This window comes from Brevibacillus nigriterrae (genome assembly GCF_049846925.1).
GTDB lineage: Bacteria > Bacillota > Bacilli > Brevibacillales > Brevibacillaceae > Brevibacillus_H.
The window spans coordinates 20,609-42,401 of sequence record NZ_JBNCMT010000028.1 but is presented as its reverse complement, the minus strand read 5'-3'; the positions used below and the strand labels follow the sequence as shown (position 1 = coordinate 42,401).

Below are 21,793 nucleotides of genomic sequence, written 5' to 3'. Positions count from 1 at the left end.
CTTTGCCTCCCCTCTAGCGGGAACGAATGGCTTCGAGCGTAGCTGCGTCCATTTTTTTGATTACAGCGAAAAGCAGGCGTTTCGCAGCTTCATAGTCATCACGGTGCATGATTGCCGCATGACTGTGGATGTATCTCGCCGGAATTCCGATAACAGCCGACGGAACCCCTTTTCCCTGCATATGAACGGCCCCGGCATCGGTACCGCCTTGCGAGATAAAGAACTGATATTTAATTCCTTCCTGCTCACACGTCTCAATCAGGAAATCACGCAAGCCTGGCATCATAATCATCGTGCGGTCATAGATGCGCATCAAAAGGCCGTCCCCCAGCTTGCCCATTCCATCCGTTACACCTGGAATGTCACCTGCCGGGCTCGCATCAAGAGCTAGGAAAAGATCCGGTTCAATTAAGGCAGAAGCCGTCTTGGCACCACGTAAGCCCACTTCTTCCTGTACAGTGGCCCCTGCATACACGACATTCGGATGAGCAGAATTCTCGTGCAACTCTTTCAATAACTCAACTGAAAGTGAGCAACCATAGCGATTATCCCATGCTTTTGCCATAAGCTTCTTCTCATTGGCTAGTACCGTAAACGGACAAATCGGCACGACTTGCTGCCCCGGTTTAATCCCGATTTTTTCAGCATCTTCCTTGGAATCTGCACCGATATCAATGTACATGTTCTTGATATCCATCGGACGGTTGCGCACTTCGTCACTTAATACATGAGGTGGAATTGAGCTGATTACTCCTACAATCGGTCCATTGTCCGTAATGACCTGAACCCGTTGTGCCAAAAGAACCTGCCCCCACCAGCCGCCTAACGGTTGGAACGAGAGGAAACCTTTTTCGGAAATACGGGTAACCATAAATCCAACTTCATCCATATGTCCTGCAACCATAATACGTGGGCCTTCTTCATTGCCTCGTTTGATCCCGAAGATGCTGCCCAGGTTGTCAGTTACAATTTCATTGGTATATCCCGCTATGTATTCGTGCATAATTTTACGAACTTCACCTTCAAAACCTGGAGCTCCTGGCGCTTCTGTAAGGCGCTTCCACAGTTCTAACTGGAATGTTTCTGACATGTATCATTCTCTCCTTTATCAACAAAATATTGTAAATCGATCAATCCCTTTTCATTATCGTTCACTCGAAACGTGATTGCAACTTGTTAATAGCAGGAACTGCATCAGCCCAAACCGAATAGTAGAAAGAGCAACAACTAGAAAGGTTCAAGCTTTGGATATGAGGTGACCGCAATGGCCATACAACTTAAAAAACTGACTGAAAAATCAGAACTGCTGGAATTAGAAAGATTGGAAGCGGCTGTCTGGAGTGAAGCATCTGTAATTCCGTTACATATGACTTTGACAATGGCGAAATTCGGGGGACTTTTCCTCGGTGCGTACGATCAGAAAGAGATGATCGGTTTCTTGTACAGCTTCCCGGGATATACCGAGGGGGAATTCCATCTATGCTCTCATATGCTAGGATTTCTTCCCGAGTATCGCAAAATGGGACTGGGTGTCAAGATGAAGTGGCTCCAACGGGAGGAAGCACTCCAGATGGGTTATCAAAAAGTGACGTGGACTTATGATCCGCTGGAAACTGTTAACGCCTATCTCAATATTGCCAAGCTGGGCGGAATTGTCCGACGCTATCTCCCCAACTGCTATGGCGAACTGCAAGATGAGATGAATAAAGGATTGCCGACCGACCGTTTTTTGGTGGAGTGGTTCATTGCGAGTGATCGTGTGGAGCAGTACTTGCAAGGAGAAGCTTCTCAGATACTTGAATCTGAAACACCCTCGATGGTACTAGGGTATACCCTTTCTGAGCAGAACATGCCTGTTCCCGGCGATGCTTCTCTCAACCAAACAGAAGAACTGATCGGAATCAACGTTCCTGCTCATTTCCAGGAAGTGAAAAAGAGTGATATGAATCTGGCCGCCAACTGGCGCCAAATCACACGAGAGTTGTTTCAACACTACTTTGCAGCAGATTATGCAGTTGTCGATGTAAAACGCCACGAGACAGACCCGATTGTAACCTATCTGTTAAAACCCACCCGACACAAGCTATCGCTGGCGGTCGACTAATCGCAACATCCTTGTTGCATCGTCGACACTCGCACGTCCTGTGTATCGTAGCTTGGGGCCCCAAACTTATAAATAAAGGAGCTGATTTATCATGAAAATTGTGCGTATCGTATTGAGGCATCTTGCTATGAAGCTGAAAGCTCCATTCAGTACCAGCTTCGGCACGACGACAGAAAAACAGTTTCTGGTACTGGAAGCGTATGATGAAGACGGAAATGTGGGTTATGGGGAATCAACAGCGATGAGTGATCCCTTTTACAACGAAGAAACACTCAAGTCCAATCACCATATCCTGCGTGATTACCTGATTCCTCTCGTATTGCATAAAGAAATAGCTCATCCTGATGATTTGATCCCGCTGTTTCACCCGATTAAACGCAACATGATGGCCAAAGCAACGATTGAGGGTGCTGTGTGGGATTTGTACGCCAAAAGAGAACAGAAAAGTCTTTCCCATGCTATTGGCGGTGAGAAGACATCGATTCCTGTCGGGGTCAGTATCGGCATCCAATCTGACATCCCTGCCATGCTTAAACAGGTAGAAGGATTTGTGGCAGACGGATATCAGCGGATGAAAGTAAAGATCAAACCTGGTTTTGACGTGGACGTGATTGCGGCAATCAGACAGCACTTCGGTGATATTCCACTGATGGCTGATGCCAATTCTGCTTACACCCTTGCCGATATTAACCACCTCAAACAACTCGATCAATTCAACCTGATGATGATTGAACAGCCGCTCTCGCATGATGATATCGTTGACCACTGCATCCTGCAAAGACAACTTGATACACCCATCTGTCTCGATGAGAGTATCCACACAGTCGAAGATGCTCGCAAAGCGATTGAATTGGAGAGCTGCCGGATCATCAACATCAAGGTGGGGCGTGTCGGTGGGTTAAGCTTGTCCAAACAAATTCACGACTTGTGTCAGTCGCACAACATCCCTGTCTGGTGTGGTGGCATGCTTGAATCTGGCATTGGCCGTGCTCATAACGTTGCGATTACAACCCTTCCCGGATATACGCTACCGGGTGATACATCTGGTTCCAACCGCTATTGGCACGAAGACATTATCGAGCCTGAAGTGGAAGTGCACAACGGCTTCATTCACGTGCCGACTACGCCGGGACTCGGTTATCAAGTGAACCACAAGAAGCTGGACGCTGTAACGCTAGCCAGTGAAACATACAAATAGATAACACGCAGACTACCCATTCGATGGTGGTCAGTGGTCACAAGTAACGAACGAGGGAGATTTTTCCCTCGTTTATTATGTGGTCCCTTTCATTTTTTTAGGCCCAACCCTTCGATATACAATGTAATTTCTGTTCAAATAGGAGAGAGGAACACTCCATACATGAACGAGTCGGGTAAATGGCCAAATGCCAAACAACAAGAAGGCAAAAAAGACATGGATACGGAAACCGAGCGGAGCCCCAACCATTAGTTCTGTCAGTGGTTGAAAGATAAACAGGCTGCGGAACCAGGGACCGATCGCAACACGATAATCGAATTCTCCACCTGTTGCTGTGTACCCCACCGTGTTGGTAAACCCAGCTAAAATCACAATCGACAATACTGTCAGGACGAGGTAATCACTTGGGCCACTGTTTGCGATTATCCGTCTAACTGACAGGCGTCGAATGAACAACAAGACAACCCCGATAACCGTAGCTACTCCCGCAAGTCCCCCGATCCAGACTGCCCCGAAGTGATACAGCTCGTCAGATATGCCAATCGCATCATAAAAACCTTTGGGAATCAGAATTCCGGCTACATGCCCCAAAAACACAAACACAATTCCCCAATGAAACAGCATACTGGCCCACCGCAGTCGGCTTTTCTCCAGAAATTCACTTGATTTTGCAGACCAGCCGAACTGGTCTGTATTATAGCGATAGATATGTCCGACAATGAAAATCGTTATGATGATATAGGGATAGATCAACCAGAGAAATTGATCAAGAAAACTCATGGAAACCCTCCACTCACTGTGCGGTTTTTTAATCCTTTTCTTATGATGCTTTTCTGTCCTCCAAAAATGAATCAATTGCCATTGTGCACGCTTCCAGTACCCATTGATAAGGATTTCCGCTCTGTACAAGCTCTGTCAACAATTGGTCGATAGCACGCTTATGAATCAAAAATACTTTCTGCGTAAAATCGTCCCTGGCAATGGAGGCAAACTCCAGGATTAAAGGCAGAAAATCAGGCAGCTCGTCGTCTTCCAAGGGTAGATCTGCTGCATAGAATTCGTCCTTTAACTTGAGAAATGCCGACCCTCGCTCCTGATTCTCACCAAAAATCGTGTAGGTGAGATAAAGAGTCGTTTTATCGTTCAAATCAAAGGTATCCACGTAATTTTCACATATCCCTTCCATCGGTGTCTCTTTCAGGTAGGCTAGGAAATGTGAAAACTTTTCACGCACAGTGCGGTTCTCTAAAGCTTGTACTTCCCACCACAAATCCTCGTCCGCTACCCACTCTTGATCCGGATAATGCAGAAGAATTGATGCAAGCTTAAACACTCTCTGATGCTCTTCCACTCGTATCCCCCCAGTAATCATAGCCGAATTTGTAAAACTCGGTTCCGTCTTTAGGGCCTATACTGCAGCCTGAGCAGCCTTCCATAAAGTCATAGCCAACCGAGCCTTGGCCCAAATACATATTGTCTGCCTCTTCACGATGAGAAGGCGGTATGACAAAGCGATCAGAGTATTTCGCAATCGCTGCCAGCTCGTACATGTCACGTATGGTTTGCTCTGTCATCCCTACTGCATCAATCACTGCCTGATCGGGTTCTTGCCCCAGATTGACGCTGCGCATGTAACTTCTCATCGCCACCAACCGCTTCAAGACATTGCGAATAATAGTGGTGTCGCCTGCCGATAACAAATTGGCCAGGTACTCGATTGGAATGCGTAATTCATCAATCGCCGGGAAGATGACATGAGGGTCAATGGTATCCTGTTTTCCATTGAACGCCCCCATGATTGGGCTAAGCGGCGGAATATACCAGACCATTGGCAGTGTGCGATATTCTGGATGAAGAGGAAGTGCAATTTTTTGTTCTACGGCCAGCTTGTAGACCGGCGAACGTTGTGCTGCTTCAATCCAATCCTCGGCAATGCCCTGTTTTCTCGCTTCTTTGATGATTTCAGGATCATGCGGGTCAAGAAATACGCCGAGATGGGCATGATACAACTCTTTTTCATCTGAGACAGAAGCAGCCGCTTCGACTTTATCCAGATCATACAGCACAATCCCGATATAGCGGAGCCGTCCCACACAGGTTTCCGAGCATACCGTTGGGAGCCCTGCTTCAATTCGGGGGAAGCAGAAGGTGCACTTCTCTGCCTTGTTGGTTTTCCAGTTGAAGTACACCTTCTTGTAAGGACAACCCGTCATACAAAAGCGCCAGCTTCGGCAAGCATCTTGATCCACGAGGACAATGCCATCCTCTTCCCGTTTGTAGATGGCTCCAGATGGACAAGAAGAGAGGCACGATGGATTAATGCAGTGCTCGCAGATACGCGGCAGATACATCATAAAGGTTTGTTCAAATTCAAACTTCACTTTCTCTTGAATCCCCTGGATGTTGGGATCTCGCTTGCCTGTTTGATACACACCTGCCAAATCATCTTCCCAGTTGGGGCCCCACTTGATATCCATATACTCGCCCGAAAGCTGTGAAACGGGGCGAGCCACTGGTTGGTGTTCTTTTTCCGTACTCTTGATCAAATTTTCATAGGTATACGTCCATGGTTCATAGTATTCGTCAATTGGCGTCAAATCCGGGTTGTGAAAGATCTGCAACAGCTTGTTTAATCGACCGCCAGCACGAAGCTCCAGTTTACCGTTCTTGAGAATCCAGCCACCTTTATGTTTGTTCTGATTTTCCCACTCGATTGGATAGCCGACCCCTGGTTTGGTCTCAACATTGTTCCACCACATGTACTCAGCGCCTTGCCGGTTCGTCCAGGTGTTGTTACAGGTAATGCTGCATGTATGACAGCCAATACACTTGTCGAGATTCATCACCATCCCAAACTGCGCTTTAATTCTCAAGCCAATTCACCTCATCTCTGGACAAGCGACGAATGATCACCTGTTCATCGCGCTGATTGCCTGTTGGACCGTAATAATTAAAGCCAAAGCTAAGTTGCGCATAGCCACCAATCATCTGAGTTGGTTTCACATGGATCCTTGTCGGGCTGTTAAATGTACCGCCTCGCAGTTTCGTCGTTGGTGAACCCGGCACGTTGATATGCCGCTCCTGAACGTGATACATAAAAGCAATTCCCCTCGGCAGGCGATGACTGACAACGGCTCGTGCCACAACGACACCGTTACGGTTATACATTTCCAACCAATCATTGTCAGTAATCTCCGCTTCAGCTGCATCCTCATTGTTCATCCAGACGTGTGGGCCACCACGGAACATGGTCAGCATCGGCAGTGTATCACCGTATGTGCTGTGGAAGGACCATTTGTAATGCGGAGTCAGATAGCGAAGGGCAATTTCTTTTCCTCTTGCGACCGGGCGATGATCACTGGCATAAAAAGCTGCTTTGCGCAACGGCCCTTTAAACGTGGGCAGTTCTTCACCAAATTCAATCATTGTCTCATGATCCAGGTAAAAATGCTGACGACCTGTCAGGGTGCGCCAAGGGATCAGCTTTTCCACGTTGGTGGTAAAAGGTGAGTATTTGCGATTGCCTGTCTCCGTTCCGCTAAAAACGGGAGATGAGAGAACTTTTCTTGGCTGAGCAGTGATTTCGTTAAATTTCATATGTTCTTCTGCTCGTTCCTCCACAAGATCAGCCAGCTTTTGCCCCGTTATTTTCTCAAGTGCTTTCCATGCCTTGAGTGCAAGGGAACCATTGGTCGTACTGGACAAGGTCAAAATTGTCTCAGCAGCATTGCGGTCAGTGAATAGGCTGGGGCAATCTTTATAATCGGCTGTTTGTGTGGACGTACCGATTAAGGCTTTTAATTTGTTATACTCTTCCTCAGCCTTCCATCCCATTCCCTTGGAACCAATCTGTTCTTTCACCATTGGTCCAAGCGAAATGTACTTGTCGTACACTTTGGTATAATCACGCTCGACAATGTGCAATCGAGGGAAGTTCACTCCGGGTACTGGTTCGAAGGCGCCATATTTCCAGTCCATGATTGCCCCATTCGGTTGTGCTGTCTCATCTCTTGAATCATGCAGGAGCGGCGTTGCCACAATGTCTTTCACTTTCTCCGGGAAGTACTTGCCCGCCATTTCCTGGAACGTATAGGCCAGCTTTTTAAAGAAATCCCAGTCTGATCTGGCTTCCCATGGAGGTGTAATCGCCGGATTAAATGGATGGATAAACGGATGCATATCTGTGCTGCTGATGTCGTATTTCTCGTACCATGTCGCTGCTGGAAGGACAATATCGGAGTACAAGCCAGTCCCGCACATGCGGAAATCCACGTTAATCATCAGATCAAGCTTGCCTTCTGGCGAGTTCTCATCCCATTTGATCTCTGTCGTTCTCAGCTCATCATTCTGTTCGCTCAGATTGGCGTGATGCGTACCTAGCAAGTGCTTCATAAAATACTCATTGCCTTTAGCCGAGCTGCCGATCAGGTTGGCACGCCAGACAAACATCACCCTCGGAAAGTTCACCGGGTCTGAAGGATTCTCAATGGAAAAAGCCAATTTCCCTTGCTTCACCTGATCAACGACATAGGAAATCGCTTCTTCGTTCGTACCGGCCTTCGATTGCTCAAACAGCTTGGTTGAATTCTGATCAAACTGAGGATAAGAAGGCAGCCAGCCCAAACGTGCAGCCAAATAGTTGTAATCACCACTATGCTGATAGCGTGGTTTATCGATCAGTGGCGAGATTTGATCACTGATCCTCTGATCCTCGTATCGATGTTGTTCTGTTGCGAAGTAGAAAAAGGAGGTTCCGTTTTGCAGCCGTGGCGGTCCTCCCCAGTCACGAGCCATCGCTACTGTTTGCCAGCCTTCCAACGGTCTGCATTTTTCTTGGCCGACATAATGTGCCCAGCCCCCACCATTCACTCCCTGGGAACCGGTCAACAGAACGAGATTCAAGATGGCTCGATAAATCGTGTCGGAGTGGTACCAGTGATTGATTCCAGACCCCATAATAATCATCGAGCGTCCTTTGGAATCGATCGCATTTTGGGCAAACTCCCGAGCAATTTGTGCTGCAAGATGGCGATCCACTCCGGTGATTCCCTCTTGCCATGCAGGCGTATATGGCATCAGATCATCGTAGTTCGCAGGATAATCGCCGGGCAGATTGCGAGATACGCCGGTTTTGGCCAACAGGATGTCAAAGACAGTGGTAACGTAGACGGTTTCACCATTTTGCTCGATTGCTTTTACTGGAATTCCCCTCTTCAGCACCGTTCTATCTTCTAGTTCAAAATGTGGAATCTCTAATTGCACGATTGTATCTTCTTCCCCCAAAAAAGTTAACGCAGGTGTAATTTGAGCTTGGCTGTCTTCATCCTGCATGTGCAGGTTCCAGTTTCCTTTATCCTCCCAACGATGTCCGATTGTGCCATTCGGAACCGCAAAACCTTTTGCCTGACTATCCCAGACAACTGTTTTCCAATCAGCGTTGGAATGCGGCAAACCAATGTCATTGGCACGCAAAAAGCGTTCAGAAACGTAATTGTCTCCCCGTTTTTTTAACGTAATCAGAAAAGGCAGGTCCGTATATTTCTGGACGTAATTGGTGAAATACTCTACTTGCTGGTCCACATAGAATTCTTTCAAAATGACATGCGTCATCGCCATTGCCAATGCAGCATCCATTCCGGCCTGAACGGGCAACCAGTTATCCGCAAACTTGACGAATTCTGCGTAATCAGGACTTACCGCAACCACTTTTGTTCCACGATAGCGAGATTCCACCATAAAATGAGCATCTGGCGTCCTTGTTTGCGGCACATTGGACCCCCAGATCAGCAAATAACTAGAGTTAAACCAGTCAGAGCTTTCTGGCACGTCTGTTTGCTCTCCCCAAATCTGTGGAGAGGCTGGAGGAAGGTCAGCATACCAGTCATAAAAACTTAATAGAGGTGCGCCCAACAACGATAGGAATCTCCCACCGCCTGCGTAGCTCACCATTGACATGGCAGGAATCGGTGAAAAACCAAAAATCCGGTCAGGGCCATAATCTTGAATAGTTTGAATCAGCGAGGCAGAGATGAGCGTATTTACTTCTTCCCAATCTACCCTGACAAAACCGCCTTTCCCTCTTGCTTTCTTATATCGACTTGATTTCGCAGGATCAGAGATGATCTCTCTCCAGGCAGCTACCGGATCTTTCGTTTGCGCCAAAGATTCTCGCCACAACTTCAGGAGAGAACTGCGGATGTATGGATAACGAACGCGCAACGGGCTGTATGTATACCATGAAAAGGAAGCGCCTCTTGGACATCCACGCGGTTCATATTCCGGCATGTCTGGGCCAGTGGTCGGGTAATCTGTCTGCTGTGTTTCCCAAGCAATGATCCCGTCTTTTACATGGACTTTCCAACTGCAGGAACCTGTACAGTTTACACCGTGTGTAGTGCGAACGACTTTATCATGTTGCCAGCGGCGACGGTAGACTTTCTCCGAATCACGACCATAAGGAGAAAGGACACTATGATTCGTTAACGGTTCCGATTTACCGAAGTACCTTAATTTTTTCAATAAAGGAGATACTTTTTTACTCATAACAGAACTCCTTTCCACTACTTTCCTTCTAGAATTATCTTCCAAGCTAATGAGGATTATTCACCTATTAGGAAATACAGGTCTAGGAAACTTTCGATATGGCAAGGCTTGAATTACTAGATAACCCACCCGACACAAGAAGATAGCTGGCGGTCGACTAAACGCAACATCCGTGTTGCATCGTCGACACTCGCACGTCCTGTGCATCGTCGGGCGGGGCCCCAAACTTATAAATTCTGAACTATTTAGAAAGGAGAAGCGAAATGTCTGGCCCTTCGCTGCGAAAACTCCACTCCCATCGCTCGATCCACGATGGTGCTTATTCGGAAGCCCAAAATATGACGGAAATGCTCACACAATTATATAGAGATGGTCGAAGAGAACATGCTAGATTGGCGGCGGAAGCACTGCTTGAACATTGGGAAACACGCACCCTTGCCCACGCTGAAGCAGAGGAAGAAGGTTTCTATCAAGAGGTACTGACCGGGCGTCCAGAGCTCGCTGAACAAATCACCAAGCTCACTCGTGATCACGATCTCTTGCGAAAGATTGTTGCACAGACAAAAGGACTTCTCGAGGAACACGATGTAAACGAGGAGATACTGTCACGTTTCACGGCTTTGTTGTTGATTAATAGCATTCATAGTCGTGATGAGGAGAGCAGTTTGCTTGCCTAACGATGGCACAGTTGCGAAACAGCAGTCGAGTTGCTCCATCCATTGGAAAATCCCTGTCTGATTCGTTATGATGAAAAGATAGAAGATTAAAGGATGGTACTTTACAATGAAGAACAGCTCTTATGATGTCATCGTGATCGGAGGCGGCCCCGCCGGTCTGATGGCTGCCTACTCCGCTGCTTCGAATCACGCACGTGTGTGTTTGGTTGAAAAAGGAGAAAAACTGGGGCGAAAGCTCATTATCTCTGGCGGTGGACGATGCAACGTGACCAATGCCAAAGAACTAGATGAACTGATTAAAATGATGCCGGGGAACGGGCGTTTCATGCATAGCGCATTGGCTCAATTCAGCAACCAGGATATTATCTATTTCTTCGAGGAGCTCGGTGTTCCGTTAAAAGAAGAAGACAACGGGCGGATGTTTCCTGTATCTGATAAAGCAATCACTGTTGCCAATGCGCTGATCGGAGAGATTCGCAAAATGGGCGTGGAGATCAGAACTAACGCTCCGGTGGACAATGTATTGTATGAAAATGGAGAGTGTCGGGGGATACAACTGACAAGCGGTGAAAAGCTGGATGCTCCATGCGTAATCATTGCGGTAGGGGGTTGTTCGGTGCCACAGACAGGCTCGACGGGTGACGGATATGAATGGGCAAAAGCGGCCGGTCATACCATTACCGAGTTGTATCCAACCGAGGTTCCCCTTTTGTCAAACGATCCGTACATAAAAGAGAAACGACTGCAAGGGCTATCGCTTCGAGACATCAAGATGACCCTGTTGGACCCCAAAGGAAAAAAACTATCAGCCCAGACAGGCGATATGATCTTTACCCATTTTGGCATATCAGGACCAGCAGCCCTTCGAATGGGACACTATGTATCCATTGCCTTGCGAAAATATGGTCAAATCCCTTTGCGGCTGGAAATTGATTGCAGGCCAGATGATACTAGCGAGGAGCTTTTTGCGGAATCGTGGGAGAGCATGGAAGCACAACCGAAAAAATCAGTAAAAAATGTGCTAAGAGGTTTTTTACCAGAGCGATTGCTTTCGACTCTCCTTTCTCTATCATCCATTCCGGAAGAGACCACCTTCAGCAATTTGTCCAAAAAAAATTGGCAAACCTTCATTCAGTTGATAAAGGCGTTCCCTCTCACGATTACGGGAACACTCTCCATCCAGGAGGCTTTTATCACGGGAGGAGGCGTTTCTGTAAAGGAAATTGACCCTAAAACCATGCAATCCAAGCTGGTTTCTGGTCTGTTTTTTGCCGGGGAAGTAATGGATGTCCACGCTCATACAGGTGGGTACAATATTACGATTGCCTTCTCTTCTGGTTATGTGGCAGGCCGTCACAGTGCAGATGTTGCTCGGTTCGCAAAAAAATTTTAAAAAAGTAGGTTTAAAACAGGTTTAACGATGATAGAAGTGGGGAATATGATAGTATAGGTACTCTTCTCTTGAGAAGAGCGAGTTTCAGAACCCTACTCCCCCTAAAAGTAGTCGGTTGCTGATTCACACACCTCTACTCCCTTTATCTCTTGGAGCGTCGATACGGAATCGGCGCTCACTTTTTTATTTCCGGGAGATAGATCAGCGAATGGCTTTGCCTATGCGATAGAGCAGAAAACCGAATACCGCTACTGCTCCAGCCAAGTACCAGACTGCTCCCCAATGCTCTAAATTTACCTTCTCTGTGGGTACTGCCCCTTCTCCCAGATACAACAGGTCTTCTCCGGCTTTTGAGATTTCTCTTGTCCGCATGCAAACATTGGTTGATAACTTTCCTTCAAAGGGATCATAATCCCCTCCATACACGATATACTCTTTTCCTTTCTCAAACTCATATCCGCAATCTCCGCCTCCCATACCAGTCATGACGAGGACTTGTGTCTGATCGATGCCTTTCCACGTTGTTCGCACGTCGAAAAGTACTTCCATTCCCATTCTAGTTCTACGAATCTCTTTCACTGTGCCTGCAAAAACAAAATCTACGTTCTCCATCGATTTCTGTGGAGATGGTGGCGGATAGCCACAGGAGCATGCGGAAACTGACCCTTGTGATGAAAAAAGCGCCCATAAACAACTAAGAATAACGATTGTTATGAAATTTAGCTGCCTTCGCATTCGGGCTCCCCTCCTCTATCTCCACCAGGCTGAACGAGGGTATTGATCTGAATCGAGAACGATCGTTTCCCCTATTTTTGGAGTAGAAATATCTACACTTTTCTTTTTGGCTTCCTTCCAAGCACGTTCGATTGGATCCGTCCAGTCATGCAACGCCAGCGTAAAGGCTGCCCAATGTATCGGTACCAAGGTTTTTCCATTCACATCAAGATGTGCCTGTACAGTTTCCTCTGGGACCATGTGGATAGCTGACCAGCGCTCATCGTATTGTCCACACTCCATCAGGGTTAGGTCAAATGGTCCGTATTTTTCCCCGATCTCTTTAAAATGAGGGCCATAGCCACTATCCCCACTAAAGTAAATGTTGAGTTGCTCTGTGGTAATCACCCATGAACACCACAATGTAGAATTTCGGTCTGTCAAACTTCTTCCTGAAAAATGCCTTGCAGGCGTACAAACAAGTGTCAGTCCATTCCATTCAAATTCACTCCACCAGCCGTGCTCTGAAATCTTCTCCTGATCGATCCCCCATCTTTCCAGGTGTGCCCCGACACCAAGCGGGACAATGAACTGACTTACCTTATCTTTCAACTTTTTGATCGTGCTAAAGTCCAAATGGTCATAATGATCATGCGAGTAAATAACAGCATCGATTAGAGGGAGGGCATCGATTTCAAAAGGCAACTTCTCACTGTAGCGCTTTGATCCAAATATAGGAAAGGGAGAGGGCGCATTTCCAAACATCGGATCTATTAGTATTCTTTTTCCGTCAACCTCCAGCAAGAATGCCGAGTGCCCAAACCAGGTTATTTTTGATTGTTTATGATCATCAAGTAAGTTGGCAGTATTCAAGCTCACCATGGGAATTGATCGGTCTGGCTTACCTTTGGGGTTGCCTCTCAGAAAATCTTTCAGGACGGATATAGTAGTCCCTATTTTCATATCCATGATCGTCGGTATTTGATTCACAAACTTTCCTTCGGAGAAGTTCTCGTATTGGTTGAATGTATCGCTTTTCTCCCTTGATGCTTTTCCACCAAAAACAGGATAGTAGGTTATGAAAAGAAAAGCAAAGAGTATAAGTCCTGCAACAATCATTAGGAAAGCCAACATGTGTATGTACCTCTTTCGTTGTTCAAGATTTTGGTTATGTTTATCACTTTATCGTGTTTTAAAGTATAATCACTCACATCCCATAATTTTACTATATAATTTTATCCTAGGGTCTACTGAAAAACGACCACAGTCGCGATCGCTTAATTTATAGTACGATATGGACAAGCTTTAAATTTTATTATTAATAGAGAAATAGTTTCAAAACAGGGAGGTTGCCATGAGATACGAAACCATACTATTCGATGTTGATGATACATTATTCGACTTCAAAAAGTCGGAAAAAAATGCACTTCATCATGCTTTTATAGCATTCGGATTGCCTACTGGACAGGAGAATTATGGAGCCAGATACCAAGAGATTAGCAAGGGATTGTGGAGAGATTTGGAACAGGGCCTAATCACTTTATCAGAACTAGGGGTGGAGAGATTTAAGAGATTGTTCCTGGCGTGTAATCTTGGAATCAACGCAGAAGCATTCAGCAATGTTTATCTTGGATATTTGGGCAAGGAAATACATCTTATTCAAGGAGCCGTTGAATTGTGCGAAAATCTTGCCGGTTGTCGATTGGCAATTATAACAAACGGATTTGCGAATGTGCAGACATCAAGGATCGGAGGCTCCCCTCTCTCTAATACCTTTGAACATATTATTATTTCCGAGCAGGTTGGATTCCAGAAGCCTGATAGAGAGATTTTCGATTATGCGTTTACCAAGCTTCAAATTACGGATAAGGCGAAAGTGTTGATTGTAGGTGATTCTTTAACCTCTGATATCCAGGGAGGGATTAATTATGGAATCGATACCTGCTGGTTCAATCCGCATCGTAAGGATAACAACACAGGTATAAAGCCAACTTATGAAATCAGCGAACTGACAGAGCTTCTGCCTATTGTTCGGTGATTTCATCGTTGGAGTATTGCAATAATCTATCGGATTCTGATATCTATGGAGTACATTCGTTCCGAGGAGTGATGAGATAATGTTACCGATCATTAGTATCTTAATGAGCATTTGGTTATATAGAGAAGCAAAATATCGGAATGACAATAAATACTTGTGGTCACTTTTTGGACTCTTGTTTTCATTCCTGGCAATCGGTGTTTTTCATCTCAGATACCGAAATCGCATACAGGGAATTTTTGCGATCGTTTTTGGAGTTTTTATTTATTCCCTTGTCCTCTACGATTATTTTAATTGGTAATTAGTCCTAGAGGGTGAAACTATTATACTAAGGACTGATTTTATGATCGTGATGACAGGCGTAATGATCTCAATATCACTTTTAATTATCGTTACCGTAGGTGTCGCTTTATACAAGTATTTTAGCAAGAATAAAATAGTAGAGCATTACTACACCCCATTAGATCACATCTTCGGCCAGACCCAAATCGAACACCATGAAGAAAAAGTAGATAAGAAAGAAATGGACGAGGACGAATCTGATGACAAGGAGTAATCAGATGAAAAATTGCCCTTTTTGCAATACCGGATTAATCAATGATCAACGAGTTGTCTTGAGCAACGAGACCTGTCTGTTCCTGCAAACTCCACAAGAGATTCTATTTGGTTCGGGATTAATTGTTCCAAAAAAACACCGTGAGACACTATTTGATTTATCGGAAGATGAATGGAGAGATACATACAAGTTATTGTCCAGTGTGAAGGAACTATTGGATCAACAGTGTCAACCGCAGGGCTACAATGTTGGCTGGAATTGTGGGGAAGTCGGTGGACAGCACATTTTTCACGCACACCTCCATGTAATTCCCCGCTATGCAAATGAACCATTTGCAGGCAAAGGAATCAGACATTGGCTGAAGAGTGAAGCGAACAGACGTCTTTAATTCCCCCCTTCTATTTCAAACATTTTATAAATGAAAAAATTTGTTTTCGGTTGCCACCAGTCACAAAATGGATGGCTTATTTGTTATACATTGCAGAAGGAGGTGGGAAAGCTTGGATAATGATACGATGGAGCACTTGATTGAAGCTGTGAAGTCAGGTGATTTGGAGAAGTTTGGAGTTGTGATAGAAGCTCTACAACAACCGATTTTCACTTATTGTTACCATATGCTGGGGCACAAACAAGAAGCAGAAGATGCCGTTCAAGAAGTGCTGCTCAAGGTATATGAAAAAATTGACAAGTATACGAAAAGCGTTTCCTTTTCTGCCTGGGTATATAAAATAGCCTACCATCACTGCATTAATCTGATTAAGCGGAAAAAGCTTTCTCGAATCATCACTTTTTTGAGAACAGGAACACAGACCGTGAGTGAAAATGAAGGGGAAGCCAACGTAGACAGCAAGCATCTGAGCGAACCGCTGCACCGTGCTTTAGCCAATCTTTCACCAGAAGAACGAAGTCTCGTTATCTTGCGTGTACTTGAGGAAAGAGGCTATGAAGAGCTCTCGTTACTTTTTAACAAAAAACCTGCAACACTTCGAAAGCAATACGAGAGGGCAATCAAAAAATGCAAAATATACCTGGTTACGCAAAAAGGAGGGAACGTGGATGAAACCTTCTCAGCCATCCGATGAGATCAAGAAGTTATTCCAAACAACATCTGTTCCCAAAATTGATGTCAAGGATCAGGTATTGCAAAAATTGTACGGAAGGAATAGTCAAAAGGAGGCCCACCAGATGAAAAGAAAAATGGGATTGATCGTGGCTGCTTGCCTTGTGTTTGTCGTAACCTCTGCCTTTGCTGCAATAAAAGTGTATGAATTGAAGAACGACAAGGGAGAAGTTGTTGTACAGGTAAATCGAACAGAACAAAACACGGTTTCGGAACCCGTAAGTTATAATGATAAAATTAACGAGGTACGAGAGAGTTTAAAGCCAGGAACGGCTGTGGCTGTCTATGTAAAGAGCAAGGATAATCCTGAGAAAATAATACGTTTCCTGCAAAAAGCAATTGATTCTACCGATCGCTCGGAGCTCCAGTCTATGGTGGGAAATATATTCCGTTTTCCAGCAGAACTCGTGGGAGGTTACTCCTTTACAAGTGGATATATCGAACATATGGTAAATCATGAAGTTGATGAAGAAGCGATGCGTCGGGAGGCAGACGAGACAAACAAAGATGTCGTGATCAAGGAGATTCCTGTAGACAAGAAGATTCAGCGGATGAGTGCCGCCTACGCTAGAGGTACGGGAGAGATAAGGTTAAACATAGATAATCTTGAGGAAATACAGAAGATTAGCTCCGATGCTGGCCCAGACGTAACAGTAGAAAAAGTGATGATTGATCAAACAGAGGCAATCTATCATATCCTGACCATCCAAAATCAGGGTAAAGAATCACGGGTAATAAAGTATATCAAATTTCTTAACAACGACAAAAAGCAGCTTTTCGAGCTAAGAACGCGATCCGCTGATATAACTAAAGAGGATTTGGTGACTGTGGCAAAAGACCTGATAAAGCAGCAACAATAGCAAACAGGAGCAGGAAAGGATTTACAACCTTTCACTGCTCCTGTTTTTTATCTACCGTTTATACTTCAACGGCAAAAGCTCATCGATGTGACACTTGCCGATTTCTGTTTCGTCGAGAATAATGACCTGCAAATCGCCGCTCCCGTAATCGCTTAACAGCTCTCTGCACATGCCACAAGGCGAGACAACCTTGATCTCCCGATTATCATCATCTGGGTCCGGGTGCCTTACAGCAACAATTGTATCGAATTCTTTATATCCTTCTGAAATTGCTTTTCCGATCACCATGGCTTCAGCACACACCGTAATTCTGCCGACATTGGCTTCTACATGAACGGCTGAAAAGATTTCACCCGTTTTAGTTCTCAGCGCTGCACCAACATGATGACGCTCGAATTCATAGCATCTTTTGATTACTTCCTGAGCTGAGGCAATCAACTCTTCATCCTGCTTCGTCAGTTTTGACAGCTTCACATGTTCACCTGCTTTATTGAGTGGTTACTCGATATAACAAAGCTAATCCACCGAGAAAGAATGCAAAGCCGAGAAGAAAGAATGTATTTGCTCGCTGCTTCATCCGTTGTTCATTGCCACCAAAGTGAGCACGGATACGATCTTGCCAACGTTTCGTCCGGGGCTGCCACATGACAATCACACTAATTACGAGTAGGAACAATGGCAAGAATAGCTTCATTAGCGTTGCGTCTCCTTTTTCTTCTTTCTCAACAGCCAACGACTGGTCGTAACGCCTTCCTCTGGCTCTCCTTCTATAATCAATCGGGCCTCTTCAGCAAGAAGAAGGGCCTCGCTAAACCGCAACTGTCTAAAAGCTGCCTCGGCTTTCGTCAGCAAATCATTCACCTGTCTGTTTTGTCTGCGATAGCGATTGGTGTACTGAATCGCACCTTCAGCCTTTTGAGAGTAAGAGATTACTTGCGCGGCCATTTTCTCCGTTGCAATCAACGATTCGTTGGCTTCTTCCAACAGATAGGCTACTTCCTCCAGTGAATAATTATATCTCTCCATTGCGATTTGCACACGGCCTAACGCTTGTACCACCTGATCAAACAATAACTTCAAATCGCTCGGAATCCCAGGCAGATAGCTCCGCTTGATTTGTTGTCGAATCCGTACCAATGCTCCTGAGATGCGCTCCATTTCATCAAGGACATCTTCTTCCGTTTCAAGAATCAGTTCGTGCGATTCGACTGATTCAATCTCAGCCTGTTGTTCAGAAGATGCTTGCTTTGGCATGACCAATTCATACTCTTCATCGTCAACTTGTCCACGTGCATCGATCACAGGAACGTTAAATTTCACTTTTACCAGCTCATCTTGCTCTTTATCTGCTTTTTCATCATTTTGCGGGTGTGACTCTGCTTCATGCACTTGATTCAATAAGTAGTAACGCTCTTCCTGACTCATCGTTTCGGAAACCACAGGTGTATCTTCCTGGTGCTGCAATTCTTCCTGTTGCTCGTTTTCCTGAGGTAGTTCTTCCGCTTGCGGGGCTTGTTCAGCATCTACCTCAAGCGTTGTATCCTCTGCTTCAGTCTCAGTATTAGTCTCAGTATTAGTCTCAGTATTAGTCTCAGTCTTAGTCTCAGTGCTTACCTCAATCTCAGGGCTTACCTCAGTCTCCGTACTAACCTCGGCTTCCGTACTAACCCCAGCCACATCTACAGTCTCTATCGCTTCCTCAACGTTCGACGTGTCTACTGTAGTAGCTGCTGCCACCTGCTTCTTGGCTGCTAAAACCGATTCTTCCATGGCCTGATAAATATGATCTACTTGAACTTCAAATGCCTTTACATGGGTCTCAGTCAAGGCAATATCGCCTTCTTCGAGTGATGACTTGGCTGATTGCAACAACTGTCTCGTTTGCAACAAGCCAGAATCAAGTGAGCTTTCGTTCAGGTCGTATCCGTCACCCACTGCCAGCGAAATATCCTTTTCCAGTTGTTTCAGTTCTTCCGGCAGCTCTTTTTGTACCCGGACAACCAACGCTGGGATAAGTTCGAGCAGACGTGATAGCTTTTCAAGAATTTGCTGTGCTTGCAGCGTCTTGTCATAAGCTTTGACATCATCTCCAGATGCCAGATCGCTCTTTACTTCGCTTCTCAACTTATCTACATCATCGAGTTGAACTTTCAATTCATGGAACGAGAGTCCGTAATCCAGGCGATAGTTGGTCAGCTTGCGTTCTACCGTCTCTACCAGTTTGGTAATTTCCGGGATTACCTGTTTGCTCTCTTTTTTTGTATGAACTACTTTCGTCGTATCATTTTTCAGTTCTTTCAATTCTGTTTCAATTTCAGTCAGGATCTCTCTGCCTTCTGCTAAAAGACTGCGAGCCGCCTGAAAACGGAATCGGTCGCATGCATCCTCTGACTCCAGGATGATCATTTCTACATCAGGAATCCGTACCCGGAGCATGTTCTCTTTGCGGTCAGCCAGCATCGCATAGCGTTCTTCGGTTACTCCTGTAGATTTTCGCAGTGATTTCTCGAAATCGATTGTCTGGATCTTTTCAACCAGCTCGTCTTTCCAGTCCTCTACCTCATCTACTTCTGAAAAGATCGTACGACGACGGATCATGATATAGACCATGCCCACGATTGCTACAACAAACACTATCACAATCGCATACAACCACCAAGGGATGCTTGCCAGAAATGATTTCTCTTTCGGTGCTGTTGTTACGGGTGCTGCTGTTTCTCCCACAGGTGTCCTCGGTGCAGCACCGATCCGTTCCATTTCAGCATTCACTTCTTGGATAAACAGCTCAATTCCTTTAATGTATTGCTTTTGGTTGCGGTATGGCTCGTAGTATGAGGTAAGCTTGTCATGCAGCATTTCAAGCTTGGCACCTTTTTTCTGCATCCCCTCGCCTGCATACACACCCACTTGCTCAGTATCGATGTCAAGCACAATCACCATCGAATTTTCTGGTAAATTGTACTTGTCATACAATTTATGTGCATACTCATCCGCATTGGCAGCCTCTGGCTGAGTGCTCTCTACAACAACAACTTTATATTGATCGGGAAACTTTTTCATTGTTTCCGCGAATTTTTGACGATCCTCTTTTTTTACATAGTTTGCATCATCCTGAACGACTGCGTCGATTTTATCAGGAAAAGGGGCAGCTTGTACCACACTTGGTACCCACAGAAGCCCCATCAGGCAGGCTATCAAAACTGTTTTTTTCAACTTGATACAACCCCTTCTATCGATTACATGCTTGCGACTCAATGGGCACTAACAAAGAAGTAACTAATTGGATAACGGATGATATCAACCATTCACAGAATGCATCCGAATTGGGTTCAAGATAATATACTTCACGTACAGTTTGGGGATTTTGATAAGGATAAACGAGAAGGCTTGTCATCGCAAGGATAATCGGATCGATCGGACCTGTTTCGAACTCTTTGGATATCATCCCCTGTTCGATGACAGATGCAAATCCGTGCTTCCAGCGGTGAATATAAACCGTCATCACTTCTCTAGCCAGCATTGATTCCACACTAAGTTCACGCTGAACAAGACGGGTTACAGCAGCATGATCCCGTTGAAAAAAAACATACAACCGAATCATCTGCTGCAACTGCTCCAAAGCAGTAGTGTGGGCTGAGCCAGCAAACTCACCCTCCAATAGCTGGAAGAATTTCTCGTAATAGGTGGCAATCAACACTTCCAGCAAGCCTTGCTTTCCTTGAAAGTGATAAGAAATCAGAGCAAGATTCACATCGGCTGCTTCAGCAATTTGACGAACTGTCGTGCCGTCGTAGCCTTGCGCATCAAACAGCTTTACTGCGGCATTCAAGATCCGCAACCGGGTTCGTTCTGTCTTATTCCCCGTCTCTTTCTCCCATTCCATCAGGATTGTCCCTCCCCAATCTGGACTGTGACTGGGCTTCTGCTCGGCGCTCATAGGCCTTGCCTAACTTGGAGCCTCCCCACATTAACAGTCCTAACAAGCCTAACACAACAAAGAAACGGATTTTATGTTCAGAGAAGTTGAAAATATCATGTCCTACAATCGCTTCCAGTAAGGTGATCGGAAACTTCCCGATTAACGTTGCTGCAAAGAATTGCAAAAATGATACTGCGGACAGGCCCGCTGCGGCATTGATGACAGTAGATGGCAAAACTGGAATCAACCGAGCCATGAGGACGATTCGAAACCCACTTCGTTCTGCCTGTTCATTTAAACGTTGAAAGAAAGGAAGATTTCCTACTTTCCCTTGCGCCCATCCTTGAGCGACATAGCGAGCAGTGAGGAAATTCAGACTGGCGCCAACTACGGCAGCAATCCAGGTAAGCAGGAAACCTCCTACTGGTCCAAAGATAATAATATTTACTCCCGCTAAAAGAAAAAACGGTACAAAGGGAAGAAACGTTTGAACAACAATAAGTAAGAAACTGATTACAATGGAAAGTAAACCGAACGTTTTTATATATTGACTGATCTGATCCAAATCACCAGTCTGTAAAAGTGCTCCCAGTTTTGTTTGTGTAAACAGTAGTACCAGAGCAATAATTACACCAAGGACAACTGCTGCTTTTTTCACCCGGTCACCCCCG

The 21,793-nt window shown here is 45.4% G+C and carries 21 protein-coding genes; 9 read left to right on the top strand and 12 right to left on the bottom strand.

The window, feature by feature from the left end:
- Window positions 1–13: 13 nt before the first annotated feature.
- Entirely contained in the window at window positions 14–1,090 is a 1,077-nt protein-coding gene (locus ACPW7N_RS19220; protein ID WP_425652738.1) for a M42 family metallopeptidase, read from the bottom strand.
- Window positions 1,091–1,264: 174 nt separating this feature from the next.
- Between ACPW7N_RS19220 and ACPW7N_RS19215 the strand changes: the two genes are divergently transcribed.
- Both ACPW7N_RS19215 and menC read left to right on the top strand, forming a co-directional pair.
- Window positions 1,265–2,104 carry a GNAT family N-acetyltransferase gene (locus tag ACPW7N_RS19215; RefSeq protein WP_425652736.1) on the top strand — a complete coding sequence of 280 codons (840 nt, stop codon included), beginning with the start codon at window positions 1,265–1,267 and terminating at the stop codon, window positions 2,102–2,104.
- Between the two features lie 91 nt (window positions 2,105–2,195).
- Window positions 2,196–3,302 (top strand): o-succinylbenzoate synthase, encoded by a 1,107-nt coding sequence (menC, locus tag ACPW7N_RS19210; RefSeq protein ID WP_425652734.1) that lies wholly within the window; start codon window positions 2,196–2,198, stop codon window positions 3,300–3,302.
- Between the two features lie 75 nt (window positions 3,303–3,377).
- On the opposite strand, the gene narI is transcribed toward menC, so the two are convergent.
- Genes narI through ACPW7N_RS19190 form a run of 4 tightly spaced genes read right to left on the bottom strand, consistent with a single transcriptional unit; the run spans window position 3,378 to window position 9,845 of the window.
- Window positions 3,378–4,082, bottom strand: a complete 705-nt coding sequence (gene narI / locus ACPW7N_RS19205) for a respiratory nitrate reductase subunit gamma (RefSeq protein ID WP_425652733.1) — start codon at window positions 4,080–4,082, stop codon at window positions 3,378–3,380.
- Window positions 4,083–4,122: 40 nt separating this feature from the next.
- Entirely contained in the window at window positions 4,123–4,653 is a 531-nt protein-coding gene (gene narJ, locus ACPW7N_RS19200) for a nitrate reductase molybdenum cofactor assembly chaperone (RefSeq protein WP_425652731.1), read from the bottom strand.
- The gene (gene narH, locus ACPW7N_RS19195; RefSeq protein ID WP_425652730.1) at window positions 4,628–6,175 is read right to left on the bottom strand and encodes a nitrate reductase subunit beta; all 1,548 of its coding nucleotides are present in this window, start codon (window positions 6,173–6,175) and stop codon (window positions 4,628–4,630) included. Before narH ends, narJ begins: the two co-directional genes overlap by 26 nt.
- Entirely contained in the window at window positions 6,165–9,845 is a 3,681-nt protein-coding gene (locus ACPW7N_RS19190; RefSeq protein WP_425652729.1) for a nitrate reductase subunit alpha, read from the bottom strand. Before ACPW7N_RS19190 ends, narH begins: the two co-directional genes overlap by 11 nt.
- Window positions 9,846–10,108: 263 nt before the next feature.
- On the opposite strand from ACPW7N_RS19190, the gene ACPW7N_RS19185 reads away from it, so the two are divergent.
- Together ACPW7N_RS19185 and ACPW7N_RS19180 are read left to right on the top strand one after the other, a co-directional pair.
- The gene (locus ACPW7N_RS19185) at window positions 10,109–10,522 is read left to right on the top strand and encodes a hemerythrin domain-containing protein (protein ID WP_425652727.1); all 414 of its coding nucleotides are present in this window, start codon (window positions 10,109–10,111) and stop codon (window positions 10,520–10,522) included.
- Window positions 10,523–10,628: 106 nt separating this feature from the next.
- Window positions 10,629–11,915 (top strand): BaiN/RdsA family NAD(P)/FAD-dependent oxidoreductase, encoded by a 1,287-nt coding sequence (locus ACPW7N_RS19180; RefSeq protein ID WP_425652726.1) that lies wholly within the window; start codon window positions 10,629–10,631, stop codon window positions 11,913–11,915.
- 201 nt (window positions 11,916–12,116) lie between these two features.
- Here the strand turns inward: ACPW7N_RS19180 and ACPW7N_RS19175 are convergent, their stop codons facing one another.
- Both ACPW7N_RS19175 and ACPW7N_RS19170 read right to left on the bottom strand, forming a co-directional pair.
- Window positions 12,117–12,650 (bottom strand): hypothetical protein, encoded by a 534-nt coding sequence (locus ACPW7N_RS19175; protein ID WP_425652725.1) that lies wholly within the window; start codon window positions 12,648–12,650, stop codon window positions 12,117–12,119.
- A gap of 15 nt (window positions 12,651–12,665) precedes the next feature.
- A complete protein-coding gene (locus ACPW7N_RS19170) occupies window positions 12,666–13,763 on the bottom strand; it encodes an MBL fold metallo-hydrolase (RefSeq protein ID WP_425652724.1) in 1,098 nt (365 codons plus the stop codon).
- A gap of 220 nt (window positions 13,764–13,983) precedes the next feature.
- On the opposite strand from ACPW7N_RS19170, the gene ACPW7N_RS19165 reads away from it, so the two are divergent.
- From ACPW7N_RS19165 to ACPW7N_RS19145, 5 genes are all read left to right on the top strand, one after another.
- Complete coding sequence (locus ACPW7N_RS19165; protein WP_425652722.1) at window positions 13,984–14,667, top strand: YjjG family noncanonical pyrimidine nucleotidase; 684 nt, start codon at window positions 13,984–13,986, stop codon at window positions 14,665–14,667.
- A 343-nt stretch (window positions 14,668–15,010) separates the two neighbouring features.
- The gene (locus ACPW7N_RS19160; protein ID WP_425652721.1) at window positions 15,011–15,223 is read left to right on the top strand and encodes a DUF3951 domain-containing protein; all 213 of its coding nucleotides are present in this window, start codon (window positions 15,011–15,013) and stop codon (window positions 15,221–15,223) included.
- Window positions 15,224–15,227: 4 nt separating this feature from the next.
- On the top strand, window positions 15,228–15,611 hold the full coding sequence (locus tag ACPW7N_RS19155) for an HIT family protein (protein WP_425652719.1): 384 nt from the start codon (window positions 15,228–15,230) through the stop codon (window positions 15,609–15,611).
- Window positions 15,612–15,723: 112 nt separating this feature from the next.
- Window positions 15,724–16,305 carry an RNA polymerase sigma factor gene (locus tag ACPW7N_RS19150; RefSeq protein ID WP_425652717.1) on the top strand — a complete coding sequence of 194 codons (582 nt, stop codon included), beginning with the start codon at window positions 15,724–15,726 and terminating at the stop codon, window positions 16,303–16,305.
- On the top strand, window positions 16,280–17,203 hold the full coding sequence (locus ACPW7N_RS19145) for a hypothetical protein (RefSeq protein WP_425652715.1): 924 nt from the start codon (window positions 16,280–16,282) through the stop codon (window positions 17,201–17,203). The genes ACPW7N_RS19150 and ACPW7N_RS19145 overlap by 26 nt, the downstream gene beginning before the upstream one ends.
- Window positions 17,204–17,254: 51 nt before the next feature.
- Here ACPW7N_RS19145 and ACPW7N_RS19140 read toward each other — a convergent pair whose 3' ends face one another.
- Genes ACPW7N_RS19140 through ACPW7N_RS19120 form a run of 5 tightly spaced genes read right to left on the bottom strand, consistent with a single transcriptional unit; the run spans window position 17,255 to window position 21,780 of the window.
- Window positions 17,255–17,677 carry a cytidine deaminase gene (locus ACPW7N_RS19140; protein WP_425652714.1) on the bottom strand — a complete coding sequence of 141 codons (423 nt, stop codon included), beginning with the start codon at window positions 17,675–17,677 and terminating at the stop codon, window positions 17,255–17,257.
- A 13-nt stretch (window positions 17,678–17,690) separates the two neighbouring features.
- Window positions 17,691–17,897, bottom strand: coding sequence for a hypothetical protein (locus ACPW7N_RS19135; RefSeq protein ID WP_425652712.1), 207 nt, complete (start codon window positions 17,895–17,897; stop codon window positions 17,691–17,693).
- A complete protein-coding gene (locus tag ACPW7N_RS19130; protein WP_425652710.1) occupies window positions 17,897–20,416 on the bottom strand; it encodes a septation ring formation regulator EzrA in 2,520 nt (839 codons plus the stop codon). The genes ACPW7N_RS19135 and ACPW7N_RS19130 overlap by 1 nt, the downstream gene beginning before the upstream one ends.
- Before the next feature lie 16 nt (window positions 20,417–20,432).
- On the bottom strand, window positions 20,433–21,086 hold the full coding sequence (gene refZ, locus ACPW7N_RS19125) for a forespore capture DNA-binding protein RefZ (RefSeq protein ID WP_425652708.1): 654 nt from the start codon (window positions 21,084–21,086) through the stop codon (window positions 20,433–20,435).
- Window positions 21,058–21,780, bottom strand: a complete 723-nt coding sequence (locus ACPW7N_RS19120; RefSeq protein WP_425652706.1) for a TVP38/TMEM64 family protein — start codon at window positions 21,778–21,780, stop codon at window positions 21,058–21,060. Before ACPW7N_RS19120 ends, refZ begins: the two co-directional genes overlap by 29 nt.
- Window positions 21,781–21,793 lie beyond the last annotated feature (13 nt).

What these genes read in the sequence shown, in the direction of transcription:
- narI (WP_425652733.1), bottom strand. Translation starts at nt 4,082, where the DNA reads ATGAGTTTTCTTGATCAATTTCTCTGGTTGATCTATCCCTATATCATC.
- ACPW7N_RS19185 (WP_425652727.1), top strand. Translation starts at nt 10,109, where the DNA reads ATGTCTGGCCCTTCGCTGCGAAAACTCCACTCCCATCGCTCGATCCAC.
- ACPW7N_RS19135 (WP_425652712.1), bottom strand. Translation starts at nt 17,897, where the DNA reads ATGAAGCTATTCTTGCCATTGTTCCTACTCGTAATTAGTGTGATTGTC.
- ACPW7N_RS19165 (WP_425652722.1), top strand. Translation starts at nt 13,984, where the DNA reads ATGAGATACGAAACCATACTATTCGATGTTGATGATACATTATTCGAC.
- ACPW7N_RS19220 (WP_425652738.1), bottom strand. Translation starts at nt 1,090, where the DNA reads ATGTCAGAAACATTCCAGTTAGAACTGTGGAAGCGCCTTACAGAAGCG.
- ACPW7N_RS19170 (WP_425652724.1), bottom strand. Translation starts at nt 13,763, where the DNA reads ATGTTGGCTTTCCTAATGATTGTTGCAGGACTTATACTCTTTGCTTTT.
- ACPW7N_RS19215 (WP_425652736.1), top strand. Translation starts at nt 1,265, where the DNA reads ATGGCCATACAACTTAAAAAACTGACTGAAAAATCAGAACTGCTGGAA.
- ACPW7N_RS19175 (WP_425652725.1), bottom strand. Translation starts at nt 12,650, where the DNA reads ATGCGAAGGCAGCTAAATTTCATAACAATCGTTATTCTTAGTTGTTTA.
- menC (WP_425652734.1), top strand. Translation starts at nt 2,196, where the DNA reads ATGAAAATTGTGCGTATCGTATTGAGGCATCTTGCTATGAAGCTGAAA.
- ACPW7N_RS19180 (WP_425652726.1), top strand. Translation starts at nt 10,629, where the DNA reads ATGAAGAACAGCTCTTATGATGTCATCGTGATCGGAGGCGGCCCCGCC.
- ACPW7N_RS19145 (WP_425652715.1), top strand. Translation starts at nt 16,280, where the DNA reads ATGAAACCTTCTCAGCCATCCGATGAGATCAAGAAGTTATTCCAAACA.
- refZ (WP_425652708.1), bottom strand. Translation starts at nt 21,086, where the DNA reads ATGGAATGGGAGAAAGAGACGGGGAATAAGACAGAACGAACCCGGTTG.
- ACPW7N_RS19190 (WP_425652729.1), bottom strand. Translation starts at nt 9,845, where the DNA reads ATGAGTAAAAAAGTATCTCCTTTATTGAAAAAATTAAGGTACTTCGGT.
- ACPW7N_RS19155 (WP_425652719.1), top strand. Translation starts at nt 15,228, where the DNA reads ATGAAAAATTGCCCTTTTTGCAATACCGGATTAATCAATGATCAACGA.
- ACPW7N_RS19160 (WP_425652721.1), top strand. Translation starts at nt 15,011, where the DNA reads ATGATCGTGATGACAGGCGTAATGATCTCAATATCACTTTTAATTATC.